The 18,387-nt window shown below is 27.9% G+C and carries 17 protein-coding genes; 1 reads left to right on the forward strand and 16 read right to left on the reverse strand.

Annotated elements, in window-relative coordinates; all coding sequences use genetic code 11:
- Positions 1-16 precede the first annotated feature (16 nt).
- The 8 genes from BR82_RS15400 to BR82_RS0107530 form a co-directional block, all read right to left on the reverse strand.
- Positions 17-319: a type III-B CRISPR module-associated protein Cmr5 gene (locus BR82_RS15400; RefSeq protein ID WP_161635128.1), complete on the reverse strand. Its 303-nt coding sequence runs from the start codon at positions 317-319 to the stop codon at positions 17-19.
- Positions 306-1,133 (reverse strand): type III-B CRISPR module RAMP protein Cmr4, encoded by an 828-nt coding sequence (gene cmr4 / locus BR82_RS0107500; protein WP_027089684.1) that lies wholly within the window; start codon positions 1,131-1,133, stop codon positions 306-308. Before cmr4 ends, BR82_RS15400 begins: the two co-directional genes overlap by 14 nt.
- Positions 1,133-2,233 carry a type III-B CRISPR module-associated Cmr3 family protein gene (locus BR82_RS0107505; protein WP_027089685.1) on the reverse strand — a complete coding sequence of 367 codons (1,101 nt, stop codon included), beginning with the start codon at positions 2,231-2,233 and terminating at the stop codon, positions 1,133-1,135. The genes cmr4 and BR82_RS0107505 overlap by 1 nt, the downstream gene beginning before the upstream one ends.
- On the reverse strand, positions 2,226-3,812 hold the full coding sequence (locus BR82_RS0107510) for a Cas10/Cmr2 second palm domain-containing protein (RefSeq protein ID WP_027089686.1): 1,587 nt from the start codon (positions 3,810-3,812) through the stop codon (positions 2,226-2,228). The genes BR82_RS0107505 and BR82_RS0107510 overlap by 8 nt, the downstream gene beginning before the upstream one ends.
- Positions 3,802-5,211 carry a hypothetical protein gene (locus tag BR82_RS0107515; protein ID WP_027089687.1) on the reverse strand — a complete coding sequence of 470 codons (1,410 nt, stop codon included), beginning with the start codon at positions 5,209-5,211 and terminating at the stop codon, positions 3,802-3,804. The genes BR82_RS0107510 and BR82_RS0107515 overlap by 11 nt, the downstream gene beginning before the upstream one ends.
- A gap of 189 nt (positions 5,212-5,400) precedes the next feature.
- Complete coding sequence (locus BR82_RS0107520; RefSeq protein ID WP_027089688.1) at positions 5,401-5,826, reverse strand: VanZ family protein; 426 nt, start codon at positions 5,824-5,826, stop codon at positions 5,401-5,403.
- 45 nt (positions 5,827-5,871) lie between these two features.
- Positions 5,872-7,131 (reverse strand): GHKL domain-containing protein, encoded by a 1,260-nt coding sequence (locus tag BR82_RS0107525; protein WP_027089689.1) that lies wholly within the window; start codon positions 7,129-7,131, stop codon positions 5,872-5,874.
- Complete coding sequence (locus tag BR82_RS0107530; protein WP_027089690.1) at positions 7,115-7,801, reverse strand: LytR/AlgR family response regulator transcription factor; 687 nt, start codon at positions 7,799-7,801, stop codon at positions 7,115-7,117. The genes BR82_RS0107525 and BR82_RS0107530 overlap by 17 nt, the downstream gene beginning before the upstream one ends.
- A 239-nt stretch (positions 7,802-8,040) precedes the next feature.
- On the opposite strand from BR82_RS0107530, the gene BR82_RS0107535 reads away from it, so the two are divergent.
- Positions 8,041-8,565: a hypothetical protein gene (locus BR82_RS0107535; protein WP_027089691.1), complete on the forward strand. Its 525-nt coding sequence runs from the start codon at positions 8,041-8,043 to the stop codon at positions 8,563-8,565.
- A gap of 652 nt (positions 8,566-9,217) precedes the next feature.
- Here BR82_RS0107535 and BR82_RS0107545 read toward each other — a convergent pair.
- The 8 genes from BR82_RS0107545 to BR82_RS0107575 all read right to left on the reverse strand — a co-directional run bounded on the left by BR82_RS0107545 (position 9,218) and on the right by BR82_RS0107575 (position 18,363).
- On the reverse strand, positions 9,218-10,423 hold the full coding sequence (locus tag BR82_RS0107545) for an ATP-grasp domain-containing protein (RefSeq protein WP_027089693.1): 1,206 nt from the start codon (positions 10,421-10,423) through the stop codon (positions 9,218-9,220).
- A 16-nt stretch (positions 10,424-10,439) separates the two neighbouring features.
- Positions 10,440-11,177 carry an esterase family protein gene (locus BR82_RS0107550; protein ID WP_027089694.1) on the reverse strand — a complete coding sequence of 246 codons (738 nt, stop codon included), beginning with the start codon at positions 11,175-11,177 and terminating at the stop codon, positions 10,440-10,442.
- Positions 11,178-11,179: 2 nt separating this feature from the next.
- Positions 11,180-12,367, reverse strand: a complete 1,188-nt coding sequence (locus tag BR82_RS0107555; RefSeq protein WP_027089695.1) for an ATP-grasp domain-containing protein — start codon at positions 12,365-12,367, stop codon at positions 11,180-11,182.
- Between the two features lie 160 nt (positions 12,368-12,527).
- A complete protein-coding gene (locus tag BR82_RS17685) occupies positions 12,528-12,728 on the reverse strand; it encodes a hypothetical protein (RefSeq protein WP_154659608.1) in 201 nt (66 codons plus the stop codon).
- Between the two features lie 141 nt (positions 12,729-12,869).
- Positions 12,870-13,301, reverse strand: coding sequence for a helix-turn-helix transcriptional regulator (locus tag BR82_RS17690; RefSeq protein WP_084300762.1), 432 nt, complete (start codon positions 13,299-13,301; stop codon positions 12,870-12,872).
- 280 nt (positions 13,302-13,581) lie between these two features.
- The gene (locus BR82_RS0107565) at positions 13,582-15,042 is read right to left on the reverse strand and encodes a DUF1846 domain-containing protein (RefSeq protein ID WP_027089696.1); all 1,461 of its coding nucleotides are present in this window, start codon (positions 15,040-15,042) and stop codon (positions 13,582-13,584) included.
- A gap of 298 nt (positions 15,043-15,340) precedes the next feature.
- The gene (locus BR82_RS0107570; protein WP_027089697.1) at positions 15,341-17,113 is read right to left on the reverse strand and encodes a MutS family DNA mismatch repair protein; all 1,773 of its coding nucleotides are present in this window, start codon (positions 17,111-17,113) and stop codon (positions 15,341-15,343) included.
- A gap of 560 nt (positions 17,114-17,673) precedes the next feature.
- Positions 17,674-18,363, reverse strand: coding sequence for a bactofilin family protein (locus tag BR82_RS0107575; RefSeq protein ID WP_027089698.1), 690 nt, complete (start codon positions 18,361-18,363; stop codon positions 17,674-17,676).
- Positions 18,364-18,387 lie beyond the last annotated feature (24 nt).

Here is an 18,387-nt window from a genome sequence, read left to right on the forward strand (position 1 = left end):
TTGCGATTTCGTACAATCAAACTAATGCGTCCTTTGCATCGCATGTGCGAATATATGATATTCTCCATGCAAAGCACGCATTAGTTTCACACCTAATATAACAAATCAATTTCATTAATTCTTGACGCTTTACATTAGAACTACCATTATCACTAAAAAAAGCAATAGCTGATAACAAACTTCCCATGCTAACAGCTGCTCCAAAGGAAGCAATTTGTGCTTGATAATTTCCTTGTAATTTATTATCTTTAATGAGTTCAGAATTTTTTACTGCTTCATATGCAATCGGTAAATATCTATTTATTCTACTCTTTGACATCATCATCACCGCCTTCTTTAAATACAGTTACTTTAGTAAGTCCGTAACCAATTGAAGCATTACCACCAAACTGGACAATTTTATTATTAACAGCTTCATTAAATTTTTTAAGTACTTCATCTTCTTCACAGCTAACACAAACAAAGAAAAGAGAATGATGCGAAACGTATTCTTCATACCAGATATTTTCAGAAATACCATTATCTAAAACATTTCTTGCGACAACTGGTAATGAAATATCTTTTATTTTATCATGTGGCATAATAACAAGATTATTTGCCGCATCAGGAGCAATCTGCTTAAATAATTTTTTGATTTCATCATCTTTTAAATTATCATCGATTTTTATTTCTTCTACGGTAATATCACCATTAACAGCTTTATAAGATTTATTTTCATCTAACTTATTTATATTTAAATTGTATTTTATTTTCATAACTTCACACATTTCAATAAATCTTTCTAACATTTTTTTAGTAGTAACCAATGAATATGGCATCTTACCGACTTCATTACGCATTGTCAACCCTAAACATTCACCACTATAAAATTTTAGTTTACCTGGCTTCTTTTTTTCATCTTTGTTTTGTTCAATTGGTTCAGAGCCAAAAATCTCTATTTCAACTTGTTTATTAATTTTAGAATTATCTTGTATAAATTGTCTAAAAGCCCCTTTTATTCCTGATGAATTAATCATTGGATAATTAGTAAGTGGGTCTTTTTCAACCTCATTATCAATAATATTATAATTAATATCTCCGTTACCTACATGTAGGTTAGTAATTGGTTCTAGTATGTATATAATACTTTTCATTAGTTATTTCCTCCTATTTTTATAATCTGATTAAATCCGATATTTTTTAAATTTTCATTTTCAAATAAATGCTCAAAATCTTGCTCTCTTGCTTCATTTACAAAGAAAACACTACCAGCACGAATAAAATTATATAATTCACTTTGCTCTAGCTTATGATAAAAATTATCTTTATAATAATTAGTTTTTAAACATCTAAAATTTCTTGTTTCTAAAAAAATCAGATCACAACATTCATTTAATTTATTAGCATCTTCACAAGCTAAATCCGATAAAGCATAGTAATAAACACCATCATCGATCTTTAAAGTCTCTTTTATCGTTTCTTCTAAATTATTATTTTCTTTATACATAGTTAATTTAAATGCTGATTTCTCTGCACCCAGATAAACAACATCTGTTATCTTGTCATCCAAATTTAACTTTGTATCATCAAGCGTTACATAAAAACATAACTTATAATCTTTAAAAAACTTATACTCTTTTTTAAAGAAACCATCTTCATCTAAATAACGATTAATTCCTACTTTTACATGTGATTTAAAAATTTCACTATTTTCAATAACACTTAAATCATCTAAAAGTACATATGAATCACGATAATCATCTTCTTTTTTTAAAGCTATTTTATCAATCAATTTAAAATCTCTTTCACTACTTCCATCCATTATTTTACAAACATCTTTTTGCAATCCTCTTAATTTAATTTTATTATTATCAAAACTACCATTAAAAGGGGTTTTGACTAATATCTGTTTTTTATCATTTTTTAAAAACATTGGACTAATCTTTTTAATAACACCATATTCTAATTTATCATTACATGACATTATAAAACTACTTCTACCAATAAATTCTTTTTGCTTTTCAATTTGTTGAGCAGTTAATCCCTGACTACTAAAATTCTTATTTAACAAATTCATTCTTTTTAACACAAAATATCTCATCATCCCTAATAATGTTGTTTGTGTTGGTAAATTTTCTGATATTACAAAATAATTATTGTAAATCCCCTTATTATTCCTACCAAATCCAAAACTTCTTTCATTTCCCAGGAAATAATATTCAATTGGCTCTAATTCTACACAATACTTACTCATTACTCTTGCCTCCTTTTTCAACTAAAAATTTAGCAAATCTTAACATACTTGATAATTCAGTATCTTCATCTTTATTAAAATCATTTTTAATTATGGATTTAAAGCGCTTACTATCATTATCACTTTTAGCTTGAATAAACAAATCTGCAATATCTTCAATAAATTTTTGATAGTTATCCTGCATCGGATTACTATACATATTAGTAAAGAAATTGCTTATTTCTTTTTTATCCTTATTTTTTATTGCAATATTATATAAACCACGATAATTATCCATCAAATAGATTACAGAATTCGTACTGTCGTTTATTTTTTCAGACTCTTTATTAGAAAGATAATAGTTATTTATAAGATTTTTAAATTTCTTTAAAGTTTCTGTCTCATTACCAAAATTTAAAAACACTGATAACCCACTCGCTTTAGTTAAATTAATTGCTATGCTGTCTTTTTTCTTATTATCATCGCCTAGTTTCTTTGCCATATCTAACATTTTTCGAGCCTGATTAAACGATTCATATAAAGGAAACTTTCTATAATTGATTGCAATTCCAAATGATATGCTAGCTTCTTCGATTTTTGATTCTTCAAAAATACCTCTAATTTTGTCACATAGATCTAAAATATTTCCATTACCATTTTTACTTATTATAGGTGCTAAAAACAATAAATCATCACCACCAGCATATATCGTTACACCACCATACTCTTTGATCAAAGTGGCTGATTTAGTCGTATATTTAATACAGCTTTTAGAAAAATCCTTTACCTTTTCAATATCATTACCCATAACATTAAATTTTTTTGTCATTCCATCACCATCTGCCTGTACTATTGCAAGATAGTTAGATATTTTATAATCTTTTTTATTTTTTATTCTAGCGATATCATCTACAGATTTGATTTGATTGTCATTTTTTTCAAATAGAACCTGTGGCTTGATTTGGGTATTATTTCTTTTATCATCATTTATAGTTTTAAAAAAGTTTTTGATATAAATATTTTTAGCATCTGTTTTATCTTTATCATCTAGCTGATCACTTTCTTTAATTTTTATGCCATTAAATAATGTTAAGAAATAATTTTCTTTTTCCTCATACACATAAGAATTGAACTGTTCAACATTATCTAATATCTCACTAATTTCAAGCATGATATTATCAATCTTCTTTGTCTTGATGCAATGAATATTTACATATCTATTAACGAAAGTTTTAACCTCATCTCTACTAAAACATCTTTTGTCAAATTTATTGTCATCTACTCTAGTAAAAGCATTATATAATAGTTCCCCTGCTTCTTCTTTTATTTTCTTTATTATCCTATTGATATCTAGATTTTCATCAGCAATAAAAATAATATGGTCAGGATAAGAACCTACTTCTTCACTAACATTATTCTTATCTTCAAAACTAGGTATTAATACATCACCATCATTTTGTTTTATTTCTAGAATTAATTGTTTAGCAAGATATGAAAATATATAGCTGGCAACCCATAATCCCCCTGGTGTTGAAGTCATACATAACGTTTTAACTATCGGTCCGAGCGTTATCCCATAATACATTTCGTTATCTTTCATTTTGGTTTTCCTCCAATCTAGTTAAAAAGTATTCAACTTCATAGTTGTCGTTGAATTTATTTTTAACATCCACCATATATAAAACCTTATTTAATCCTGCTATCTCAAAAAAATCGATAAAATTAAAGTCTTCTTGATTAGGCAATCTAGCCCCAATATTTATTTTTTTTCGATCAATTTTTTCTCCTTTATATTTTCTTTCTCTAAAACTTATTTTTGGATCAGCATTTTGTAAACTTATTAAAGCATTATTATTTACTACAATATATATTTCTTTATAACTTTCTGTGACATGATAATGAAGCGGTGAAGGAAATCTTGATATTTCATCTTTTCCCACTTTTGCTTTAACATCAAAACCTTTCCAAAAACTCATTGTTTCTTTTCCATTTTTACGAGGAATTTTATTAAATTTATTACGATTTTCTTTAGTCTCTAAGCTAAATTGATACGATTGGGCAAACCCCAATAACCCTCTTGTATAATATACTTTACTTCTATTGTTAAGATTATAATTATTAATAGTTTTTTCATTATCATGATACATTAAATTGTCAATATTATATTTTGCTAAATGAAGCCCTTGTTTCATAGCTTTTTTCTCATTAACAATACTATAACCATCTTGTTTAAAATACTTCTTCATAATTACTGAAGGAATATATCCATAATTAGAGTGAAGACCACTTTTGAGAATACGATTATATTCTGCAATTGCATTCAAAGCAACCGCATAATCAGCATTAATTTTATTGTTTTTTTCTTTATCCAATTCAAGTTTATATACTAAAACATTGTTATCCTTAAAATGATTTACTACTTTAAGTAAATTTTCTTCGATACCATTTTTATATTCCTGATCATCTATCTTAGAAACTCTAAAATTTCCATATCCCTTGCCTTGTTGTAGTCCAAATGCTGTCAAATCAATTAAAACTGGTAATAATTCTTTAATTTTGTTAGCCAATTGATGATTAAAACATCGTATATTGATTACAATTTCTTGATAAAAAGAAGAATAATATTTTTTGTTCTTTAAAATATAATCAGCATTTCCTAAAAACTTCTTTTTTTTACTACTATGATCTAATAAATCCATATTTTTATCTTTATTCATTGCTTTTATTCTCATTTTGTAATTCAATGCGATATGTTCTTCATCAACTAGCCAATCTTTATTCTCTAAATTATTTACAACATTCTTTAACATCTCAGTTTCTGAATCTAACTTTTGTCCAGGATGCTTTTTCACCTCTTTTTCATAAGCAAGCCATGATAAAATAAAACGATCAAGCTTGGGTTTTAATTCTGTAGCTCTGATTGTTGCTCCATCATCATCTTGAAAATGAATCATTGGTGTAATCTGTTTTAAACTAAATTTTAACTTTATCATTTCCATATATTTGCCCTCCTATATCTATATTTAACTACATTTCATTTTATTTTTCGCCCTTTTTATCAAATAAATTTAACTATTTTTTTTAATAACAAATATTTAACTTACATTTAAAATAAAAAAAGAACCTAAACTAGGTTCTTGCTTCTTAAAAAATACACTAAATTACAATTTATACTAATATATACGTTTTTATAACTCGATATCTATTAATTTATTAAATAAAAGAATGATTCTCTCACTTAATAAATAAATCAGCGCTGCACCAATGAATCCAAATATAATATCATTAACATCAAAATATCCTTTTAATGTAATAACCTGAATCAATTCAAAACTAAAAATCACTAATATTAAACATAAATAAAATCTCCGATGATCTTGTAAACATGAAAAAGCATCACGCGCCAATAAACCAATTGGAAAATAAGTAATCAATGAAGTTAATATCATTTTCATCGTTCCCATTTTATAAAAAGGTATTAGATTACTACAAAAGATAATTTTCTCTAAGTAAGTTGATTTCTCGGGTGTAACAGGCTCATTAGCTACATATATAAAACTCAGCAAGAGAAAAAGATAAATTGCAAACAGACAGCGACTAATAATTCTTTTCATACTTTCCTCCATTTTCATCTTCGTTACTATATAATTTACGATAATCTAAACATTATTTTCATTCTTATATAAAACAATATAAGTTTTAAAAAGATTATCATGATAATCCGTTAAATAAGTTCCATGATATTTAGTAACAATATCTTTAACAATTTCTAAACCATAACCATGATTTTGCTGGTCTTTTTTACTAGTTTTAAAACTATGATGATCGGGATCTTCATAACAGCTGTTTTCGATCTTGATAATATACTGATTCGTTTCGAATAATAATTCTGCTACTATATTTTTATTATCGCTGCTATTTTCAATTGCATTATTAATTAAATTCATAATTACTAATAGTAAATCACCACTCATATCTTCATTAATTGATAAATCATTGCTTCGAATTAAAAAATTAAAATCAGAATAAGTTTGAATGAGGTAATTGATGTATGCATCAATTAAAACATTTCTTGTATAAATATTAGTTTTCTTTTCTAAAATTTTATCTGTTAATGAAGATATATAATCTAAAGACTCAGAAATATTGTTTTGTATCAATAATTGTTGTAGAACAATCAACTGATTATTATAATCATGTCTGATTTTACTTAAATATTCTTGATCATCTTTAATTTTTTGATAATAAAGTTTTAAAAAAGTCTTACTGAGATTATTTTGTTTAGCGACTTCTAACTGCTTTGTTGTAGTGTTTAATATTGCTACAATAATCAATCCTAAAAAACACAATATTCCAATCAAAAATAAACTTAAAATATGATAAAAAGACAAATCTTTAAGATTAGAAATTGTTGCAATACTACAGAGCTCAATAAATAACATGATAACTGCATAAGTAGAATAATAAATTGTATTTTTAGATTCAATTATAAATATCCCAAAAAATGAATTATAAAATAAGCCAATGATCATTAAGGTCCCAATCCATGAAAAAACTACTACCGTAATATCATTAATGTCTATTATAGAATTATTTGTTCGATAAAAAATACTAACAATTATAAAAACCAGATTATATATAATCGTTATCAAAGAACTGTTAAATAGTATTTGTAATAAATTATCATAAGTTTGTAAATAAAATATTATTGTTAAAAGTAAAAAAGTAATTAATCCAAATAAAAATAAACTATGAAAATTAAAACAAAAAAACAAATACAAAAACGTACTAAAAACAGCAATTAGACACAGTTTAATTTTATTTACTGAATAAGTAAACATTTTTAAAAAAAGATATGATAAACAAATAAAAATCAAAAACTGCACCAAAAAATAAAATATATCAATCCCTTCTAACATGTAATAACTTCCTTTCTAATATTTTAACCTTTAATTCTGTACATCTCCTTCTTGAAACCGGAAGTTTAAAATCAAATATCTGCACATCACCATGATAACAATCTTTTGCATAATCAAGGTTAATAATTGTATTACGACTTATTTGATAGAAACGATTATCCAAATTTTTTTGAATATCTTTAAGATTTTTTTCTTTGATTGTTTGATTTGACTGATTTAATAAATGAAAAGTAATATCACGTAAATTATAAGTTAGATATACTATTTCATTTAAATAGATAATTACTTTTATTTGATTATTTATAATTGTAAGATATGGCTCATTTATTTCCTGACAATATTTATTAATAATTTTTTCCAAACCTGATTTTAAATTATTTTTTAAGACAAAACCAATAACATTTTTACCAAATGCCTCAATCATTTTGTCAGAATATGAAGTAACAAAGACAATATTTAAATCATAACCCCGTAACATTCCAGCAACTTTCAAACCATCAAGATCCGGCATATCAATATCCAAAAAAACTAATTGATACAAATCAGCATATTTTAAAAAAGCCTGTCCTGATTCATAAATATCAATTTCAATATATGGTTTTGATTCTTGAATTATTGTTTTTATAATTGTAAGATATTCTATTTGATCGTCCACAATCGCCCATTTCATACAAATTAGCTCCTTTTATTTCAATAAAGTTTCATCACGATTTTTTAACTATTATCCCATTTATAAAACTGTCACCATACCATTGATGATGTTTTACTACCGTTCATTAATTTTCTCTGTAATATAATATCAAAAATGATAGAATTGTGATAGATAGTTATCCAATTTATTTACAATTTAAAGTGAACCGTCATAACCATATAGTAAAATCATTTTTGCAAGAAAGGATAAAAATTATCATGAGAAAAATATTATCTATATCATTATCTGTTATTTTATCTTTAATAATTTCATGTTCAAATATTAAAGCAATGCAACCAGATACTCAAGATATTACTACTGAAAACTATTATGATGAACTTGGTAATTACTATAACAGTGAAACTGGAGAATATTTCCAGTGGAATAACACAAGAAGTTCTGCAAAAAGTTTTAGTTTTAAGATTCATAGTTTTGTTGCTTCTGAAAGTTTTAAACTCAATACAACAAAAGTAAAAATAACATGTTATCAGACTAAATATGTTAATGAAAAGGGTAATACGGTATCTGGTGAAAGTGGCAAATTTACTGTTAATTTACGTAGATCTCCTTGGCCATATTCAAATAATATTGCCACATTCAATGCACCAATCGGTTCAAGTTTAACTAAAGATCTAGGTTCTGGTTTTTCAACTGACATTAAATACTTTATTGAAATAGCACCTGTTAATGCTTTGAGTAACGGAGTATATATCGAAGGTTCGGGAGAGGTAATATGTTATTAAAATAACATTCTTTGTAAATAAATTTGACTATCTAATTTTTATAAAAAATAAAAAGGTAATCTATTAAGACCACCTTTCTATTGGTTCATCATAGCTTATTTCGTCGCCTAAGCGACTAAACGAACATTACCGATAATAATATATTTTGTTAATAAAAAGCTAGAGAAGTGCTCTAACTTTGTGGGGAGGGAAGAGCAGTTGCTCTTCCTTCGTTTTGTGCGAGAGCACATTTGGGATAAAGTGGTTCATCATCTGAACCACCTTTATTATAACATATTTAATAAAAAATGGAAGGTTTTTTTTAAAAAAAATAATATTTTTTGTTATCTTGGATTGTAAAACAAAACTAATTACATCTAGCTTTACATTCCCTACATTTGATTTTTTAATTCTTGCATTGAAAATGTTCATAAAACCGTTTTATCTTAATTAACCAAAACTAAATAAAAAATCACAAAAATCTAAAAATAAACATTTTTATTATATCATTATGAATTCTTTTAACAAGTTTAACGCTGTCCATTCAGATCATAAACGTAAAATAAAAAAGATCTGCTCAATAAGATTCTTTATTCGATAAAAAAATAACTAAAAAGAAGAGATTTCAAAATGATCACATTTAAGAAATCTCTTTTTAACTTTTACTTTGTACCTATCTCCAGTTACTTCCATCACTTCTTCTTAAAAACTCATCAATCATATAATCAAGATATTCTTGATTATCACTTCTGACCATAAATACATGATTTCCCATGGCTGCACTTAATACCTCAGGAACATCGACATCTAAAACAATATCATTTTTAAATTGGTTTCTTAATTGATCATTATCATGTAAATAGCCAAAACCATCACGACGACCAATATAAGCTACTAGATATTGCTGCTTTAAATCTAAATAACATTTATCATAAATAACCATATCTGCCCATACAGTATAAACGTCACTATCATAACTAAAATTGATCATATCTGGCATATATGCTCCTGGAGCCCGCATATTTACTTCAAGGCCAACTAGATCACCTTTTTTCCCTAAACCTTCTTTATCAGCATCTAATCTGAAAAATTCAAAGTGGAAAAAGCGACTTCTAGTATCAAAAGCTTTAACAACTTTTTGCCCTACTTCTTCTATATCTGTTCCTGCAACAATTCGATTTTGAAATGCAGTATCACAATGCTCATTAACATTATCCATAATTGAATTTAACATAATCGTACTATTTGCAATCAAAACATTCTTTTTCGAATCTGTAATTCCATCATATGTCTCAACATGACCATTTACATATTCCTCCATAATATAAACACGATCATCTTTTGTCGCAAAGAAATACTCTAACTCATGCTGGTTATTTAATTTATATGTTGATGTTGCTCCTACACCATTATCAGGTTTAACTACTACCGGATAGCCAACCTTTTCAACAAAAGCTATTGCATTATCAAAAGTATCGATCAAACAGTATCTAGCAACATTTAAACCAACACTTTGATAAACTGCTTTCATTTTTGATTTATATTTCATTACCGCTAAATCTTCAAATTTAGTACCACTATTAACATTAAAATCACTTCTAAGTCGAGCATCAGTTTCTAACCAGTACTCATTTTGACTTTCAATAAAATCAATTCTACCATACTTACTAATAAAATAAGCTACAGCTTTATAAACTTCATCGTAATTTTCTAAACTGCCAACTCGATAATATTCACTTAAACTATCTTTAGTCTCTTTACTAATTTCTTGATAACTTGCATCTCCAATTCCCAAAACATTCACACCACGAATCTTTAACTGTGAACAAAAATTATGAAAATATAATGGAAAATGCGGTGAAATAAACACTACATTCATCTAATATCCCCCTTTTTTATAAAATATGGTTTAAAAAATACGGTAACTGAATTTGCCACCAATCCCAGTCATGATTAACATCCTTACCCCAGAAATCGATCCATGCAGGAATATCTTTATAATCTAATAATTCTTTCATTCTTGTTGTCGAATAAATCATCTCATCTTCCCATGCCCCTTGACCACAACATAAAATAATATCACGATGACGATACATTTCAACATATGGATGGTCATAAGACATTCCATTTAAAAATTGAATCGGACTATTGTTATATAAAATTTCATCATGATAATCACCAAAAAATAAATCACTATCATAATATCCACTTAAGCAAATACACCCTTGAAATAAATCTGGTCTTCTAAACAAGTAATTTGCTGCATGAGTTGCCCCCATTGAACACCCTGTTGTATAAATAAGTTTACCAGTTCCATTAATATCAAAAATTCTTGGTACCAATTCATCTACTACATAATAATACCATTGTTCCATCATATATGTACGATGTTGATTATCGCCACCTTCATCAGACCAGCATTCGCCATCAATACTATCTAAACAAAAGACTTGAATTTGCCCTGACTCAATTTTATCAGCGATTACGTTGATCATCCCAAAATTTTCAAAATCATAAAAATGCCCATCTTGAGCCGGAAAAACTAATAAAGGAATTCCAGTATGACCATAAATTTTAAACTCCATTTCACGATTTAAACAATTGCTGTATTCTTTAAAATATTCAACTTTCATCTCTACGCCTCCTGTAATACCTTATCGATAAAATCATTAACTTCTTCCATCGTCTCAAAACGTGCTGTATAAGTATAATTTCCCATTGCCCCCGATAAAATATCCGGCATCCGTTCATTCATTACAATATGACTACCAAACATTGCTACAAGAGCATCATTATTGTAATAATAATTTTTACCATCACGTCGTCCACAATATACACAATGATAAGGGCGATTTGTATAATAATCGCTATTATCATAAATAACCATATCACTATAGATTTTATAAACATCAATATCATTAGCCCAGTTCATCATATCTGGTGTATAACCTCCTGGTGGTCGCATATTGACTTCTAAGCCAATGAAATCTCCTTTATTTCCTAATCCTGGGCGATCTTCTAATAATTGAAAAAATTCGCAATGAAAAAATCTACCATTAACAGGAAATTCCCTAACTACACTTCTTCCCAATTCAACTAATTTATCAGGAATTTTTCTTAAAGAATAATAGTGCATATCACTATTATCATTTACGACATCCATGATTGAATTAGGAAAAACATGTGACGTCTCAAATAACACCTCATGCTCCCTATTAGCAATACCATCATAAGAAATAATCAAACCATTGACAAATTCTTCCATAATATATTGCGTAATATGATCAATTCGATAAAATTCTTCTAACTCTTGATCATTATTCAACTTATATGTAGCAGCAGCCCCTACACCATTATCCGGCTTAACAACTACTGGATATCCAACTTCAGCAATAAACTTTCTCCCATTTTCAATGGTATCAACAAGATGATAACGCGCTGTTTTAACTCCTGCTTTTTCATAATAAGCTTTCATTCCTGATTTAGTTTTAAAAATCTTAGTTACGTCTTCTTTCATTCCCGTATTAATATTAAAATCCGTTCTAAGTCTAGCATCTAATTCTAACCAGTATTCATTATTAGATTCTAACCAGTCAATTTTCCCATATTTACTGGCCAAATACGCCACACAACGATATACATTGTCATAATTTTCCATATTGTTTACATAACAATATTCAGTTACTGAATTTCTTAACTCACTGCTTATACTTTCTGATGGCATGTCCCCAATTGCCAAAACATTTACACCGTGCTGTTTCATTCGATCACAAAAATGCCAATATGACTTAGGAAACATCGGTGAGATAAATAAAAAGTTCATAAGCCCCCTCCTTTTCTATTTTTCAACGGTTTTACCATTGTTTAATTTATTATAACATAGAAGTAAAATATATAGCAAAAATAAAATATTATAAACTACTATATTTAACATTTTAAATAAAAACAGCTGATTCATTGATCAACTGTAAAAAATCTTTTTATTATTTTTTTTGATGATACTTAAAATAGTTCACTAAAGCATAATAAACTGGAATAGTTAAAAACACCACCCATGTTGGTGACCAAACATTATTACAAAAGCCCTCATATAAAAAATATAAAATCAATAATATTGGATAAGGAAAGCGATTCAAATCACGATATTTGATTGCGCTTATTGCTCCTTCAATAATCGGAATCAATAACAGCATTATCCATAAAGGATGAAAATTCCCTGTGTAAAACGCCATAATCAAATAAATAACAATAATAATCAAAGCAAATGGAAATTTTGTATAATTTTCATAATAATGAGACCATTCATCATCTTTATGCTGTTTCTTCTACTCATCATGACTATACGTTTTATCATTGACCCTTACTCCAGAACTATCAACATGAACCTCTTGGTTTTTTACATGTTCTTTAACATGAATACCATCCCAACCCACATGAACTTCATCACCATTTTTGTCATTTACATGAATTCCATGTTTTAAACTTATATGTACTTTATCTTCCTTCAAAGTATCTGTCTTTTCTGTTTTATTATTGCCGCTTTCAAATTCTTCTTGATCTGTTTTTAATAATTCATCCAACGAAATGCCATAAAGCTTTGATAACAAAATAAGATTATCAGTATCAGGAGATGCCTCAGCACGTTCCCATTTACTTACAGCTTGACGACTAACTCCTAATTTATTTGCTAAAGCTTCTTGAGAAAGATTATTTTCTTTTCTTAATTTAACTAAACGATTAGCAATTTCTATATTCACACATATACCTCCCTTAAACACTTTTATTATGACAAAAAATGTTTAGTTGTTCTAGATATTTTAGTTATCATCAATGCAACCAATGGTTGCGATTTAACTTATTATAATACAAATTCGATTATGATAACAATAAATTATCATATTTATTGAAATTTTTTTTATTAACATATATTATAAACGTAGATGATACATTTGTATGGTGTAATACACCTCCTTTCTGAAAAATGGATTGTTTCGTACATGAAACAATCCATTTTCTTTAATATTGATCTAAAACATATTACTGCTTTTTAGCATCATAAGTCACTTCAATCCCAAGACTGCTAAATATCTTAGAATCCATCGGTCCTATCGTAGAAGTAACATGTGCCTGTGTCCCTTTTAATTTTGGTAATTGTGACAACACTAGTCTAGCATTTTCATTATCAACAGCACTTAACGATAAAGCAATCAATACCTCATCACTATGTAAGCGGGGATTAATACTTCCTAAATACTCTGTTTTCAAATGCTGTATTGGTCCAAATGCAGATGGCGAAATCAAATGCGTATCATCAGGAATCTTAGCTAAATATTTAATTGCATTGATCAAAATAGCTGAACATGATCCCATAAAATCAGTCGTTCTACCTGTAATGATCGTCCCATCATCCAGCTCAATAGCTCCAGCATAGCAATTTGCTGCTTTTGCTTTTTCGTTTGCAGCCGCAACACAACGACGATCTTCAACAACAACTTTGGCTTGATTCATGACTAGTTCCTGCTTATTAAATTCGTCTAAACTACATTCTTCTTTAACATAGCGATTTCTAGTATGATAATAACGACGAATGATTTCCTGACGACTGGCTTCTTTACAAATTTCATCATCACTAATACAAAAACCAGCCATATTGACCCCCATATCGGTTGGTGAATTATAAGGACTAACCCCGTAGATTTCTTCAAACATATTTTTTAAAACCGGAAAAATTTCAATATCACGATTATAATTTACAGTAACTTTATTATATGCTTCTAAATGAAAAGGATCGATCATATTGACATCATTTAAATCAGCTGTGGCTGCTTCATAAGCTAAATTAACTGGATGATTCAAGGGAATATTCCAAATTGGAAATGTTTCAAACTTAGCATAACCGGCTTTTATTCCTCTAATATGTTCGTGATATAACTGTGATAGACAGGTAGCCATTTTACCACTACCTGGACCTGGAGCTGTTACAACTACTAAAGGTTTTGTTGTTTCAATATAATCATTTTTACCAAAACCTTCTTCGCTGATGATCTTTTTAGTATTTGTTGGATAGCCATCGATCAAATAATGTAAATAAACATTGATATTTCTTTTTTCTAAACGATTTTTAAATACTTCAGCAGCTTTTTGTCCATCATACTGGGTAATAACTACACTTCCAACGTATAATCCTTTACTACGATAAACTTCAATCAACCGTAAAACATCATTATCATAAGTTATCCCCAGATCACCACGTACTTTATTACGCTCGATATCACTGGCTGAAATGGCAATAACGACTTCAGCTTGATCTTTCAACTGCAATAACATTTGCAATTTGCTATCTGGTGCAAAACCTGGCAACACTCTAGAAGCATGATAATCATCAAATAATTTACCACCAAATTCTAGATATAGTTTATCACCAAATTGAGCAATTCTTTCTTTTATGTGTGATGATTGCATCATTAAATATTTATCATTATCAAACCCTATTTTCATATATCATTTGTATATAACCCTTAAAGGTTTATATTTCTCCTTTCTGTACATTTATTGTTTTAATTTTTAACTCGACCTTTTGTATTCTACTTTATTTATATAATTATTGCACGATTTTGCATTAAATTTTATACAAAAATAAAAAATTATTAAAACAGCACCATTAAAATACTGTTTTAATAATTGCGATACTTTAAAATTTTAAACAATAACTTAAATCTAAAGATGCCCCTTGAATCAAAATATACATTTATAAGCAAATCTTATTCAACATCGATCTCATGATAACTTTCATGAGTTATTTTGTAATACCTACCATTTGCAATAAATATTTAGCATTAGTCGACTGACAGCGACCTTTCTTTATTAAATAATCAAATCTGATCTTATTATCCTGATAATATTCACTAAAATGATAATTAGTACATGGAATTTGATTCTCCAATTCACATAATTCAAAATCATGGGTCGTGATAAAAGTAAATATATTTTTTGAAGATAACTGTTTGACTGTTTCCGTTGCCCCATATATTCGATCTTTAGAATTAGTTCCTTTAAAGATTTCATCAATCAAAGCAATCATCCTTTCACCTTTATTATTAGCTTCAACGATTTCTTTGATTCTTAATAATTCAGCATAAAACGTTGAAATACCACTTAAATCATCTACTAGACGCATTGATGTGTAAATTCTCATCAATGAACATTTAAAAGACTTTGCCAATACTGGCCCACCTGCATATGCTAATACCAAATTAATACCAATCATTCTTAAAAAAGTTGTTTTTCCCGACATGTTTGAACCAGTAATAACACAAACCTGTTTATCCATTGTAAATGAATTAGCAACAACTTGTTTACCATCGATCAAAGGGTGATAAGCATCATTAAACGTTAAACAAAGCTCATCACTAAAAACTGCAAAACTGCTTTGTGGTTTAGTTCTTAATAAAACTTGTAGACTGATCAAACTTTCCAACTCACCAATTGCAGTGATCCATTCGTCTATTTGACTACCATATTTATTGACCCACATTTCATAGCGTTCGCGGCAATTAACATCCCAAAGCAATAAACCGTTTAACAATAATGCCGCTAATAAATTATTTCGTTGCTTAATTGAGGAAGCAATTGCCTGCAGTTCTTTAAACGCTTGACTAGAATGAGATAACTTATTCTTTAGATTATTTAAGTGCAGTGATGAAAAATCGTTATTCTCAACTAATTCACAAATATTTTGATAGCTTGTTAAACATTTAGATAATTCGGTAATTTGTTTAAACAAATTACTGTTTTTATTAAAATTTATGATCATGATAAGCCATTGACCAAATATCAAAACTGGCAGCATTATTACAGCCAATTTAAAACCAACTTCAAATAAAAACATTATTAAAATTACAAATGTCAAAATTGGTATGATAAATCTCACAATATTCCAGCTTTTTACTTTATGATCATCATTAATACCAGCAATAAATTCCTCAACAACTTTTTCAACAGCTTTAGGCTTTATCAGCATCTTTCCATAAGTTTCAAAATCAATAACAAAATCATCTTTATTCCCTAATTCTTTTATCGCTTCTTGTTCTTGAATAATTAAACTTTTATCAAATGCAGTTCTTGATAATTTATCCAACAATTTTTTCTTTCCTCTTAAAGTAACCGCAGTATTCAAATACTGAAACAATGAATTACGCCCCACAATATCAAGATCTTTCATAACACCTGTTATCGTTTCTAAATAATCAGTTCCATCCTCATCAAAATCTTTCCATTTATCACCAAAGCGCGCAATATATTTTTCAATCACTACTAATCTTGCTCTTAAATAAATCAAACGATCTGCCATTTTAGTATGCCAAAAAACCAAAACAACAAATACCCCTAACATTAAAAGCGTTCCCATATATAAATAATCTTTACCCAAAAAATAACCACACAATAAAAATAGTATCATTGCAGCTCCACTAACAAAACGAAAAACAGCTATTTTTATTGAACTATTTTCTATTTCTTTGATTCTTTTACCTATTTTATCCTGCAATAATAAATAATCATTATAATCCATAATTTCCTCTCTTTAAAAATTATAATTGTGTTCTTCTAGCAAATTCAACAAACCGAAATTTATCAAATCGATGTTTAAATATTGTGCATTGCATCTTCTAAATAAGTGTATGATTTATAATAAACTAATAAATCAAAACCTTTCATATTTAATTTTTAGTCCTGATTCATTTTTCATTACTTCATTGACACAATAACATCTATCTCACCATTGATCGTCTTAACTAAATCTTGAAAACTAGTTATTCCTGAAACTAAGAAAGCAATCTTATCAACATCCAGTATCAAATATTTTTTGAATATAGCCTCTTTTAAACAAAATATCCAAAGTTTTTCTAATCATATCGCAAAAAGCACATTAATTCATTTTCACTTGGTAAACATGTATAAGCTTTTATTTCATGATTCTTAATTTCATTAATCAAATTCTGAGATATTTTCGAATATTTATTTAATCTTTGTTCTGTCGAGTATTCGTCCTCGACATCCTCCTTTCTAGAGTTACTATTATAACAGATACTTTTAAATATTAATAGAAAAGATAAAAAAACTAAGCACAGCTTAGTTTTTCTTATCACCTTTTTTATTTGAAACAGTCTGAATGCTGCCAATAATCGTAGATCCTTCTTCAACCATGATTTTAGCAGAAGTTGTATTTCCATCTAAAACAGAAGTTCCTTTTAATGATACTCTGTTTTCAGCAATGATATTACCTTTGATTTCACCTTCTAATACAACATCACTACTATTAACATCACCTTGTAAATTAGTCTTACCTAAAATATTAACGATTCCATGACAATTCACATTACCAACGATCGTTGCATCTATAGTTGTTAACGAATCAGCTTTAATATTACCTTTAACTTTACCTTTGATCGTCACTGCTTTATCACAAATAACATTCCCTTCAATCACACCTTCAACTTGTAAATCTGCTTTACAAGTAATATCGCCAGTAATCTTAGTTCCATATGAAATAACAGACGCAGCATATTCTGGTTGCACTTTTGGAGATTTAGAATAGACAGGTTCTTCTTTAGGCATATTGAAAGTTTTATTTTCTACTTTCTTTTCAAGTTTTGGTTCTACTTTTTTTGGTTCTCTATTTTTTGATTCTGCTTTTCTTTCTTCAATTTTCTTTTCAGCCGAAGATTTATTATCTTTCTTTTCTACCACTTCTTCTATCTCCTCTTCTACAAAAACTGCTTTATTGATTATATCCATTATATTTCTTTTTTTGTTACTCATTTCAACTTTTCCTCCACTAAAATC

The organism is Thomasclavelia saccharogumia DSM 17460 (assembly GCF_000686665.1).
In the GTDB taxonomy this organism is placed as follows: Bacteria; Bacillota_I; Bacilli_A; order Erysipelotrichales; family Coprobacillaceae; genus Thomasclavelia; species Thomasclavelia saccharogumia.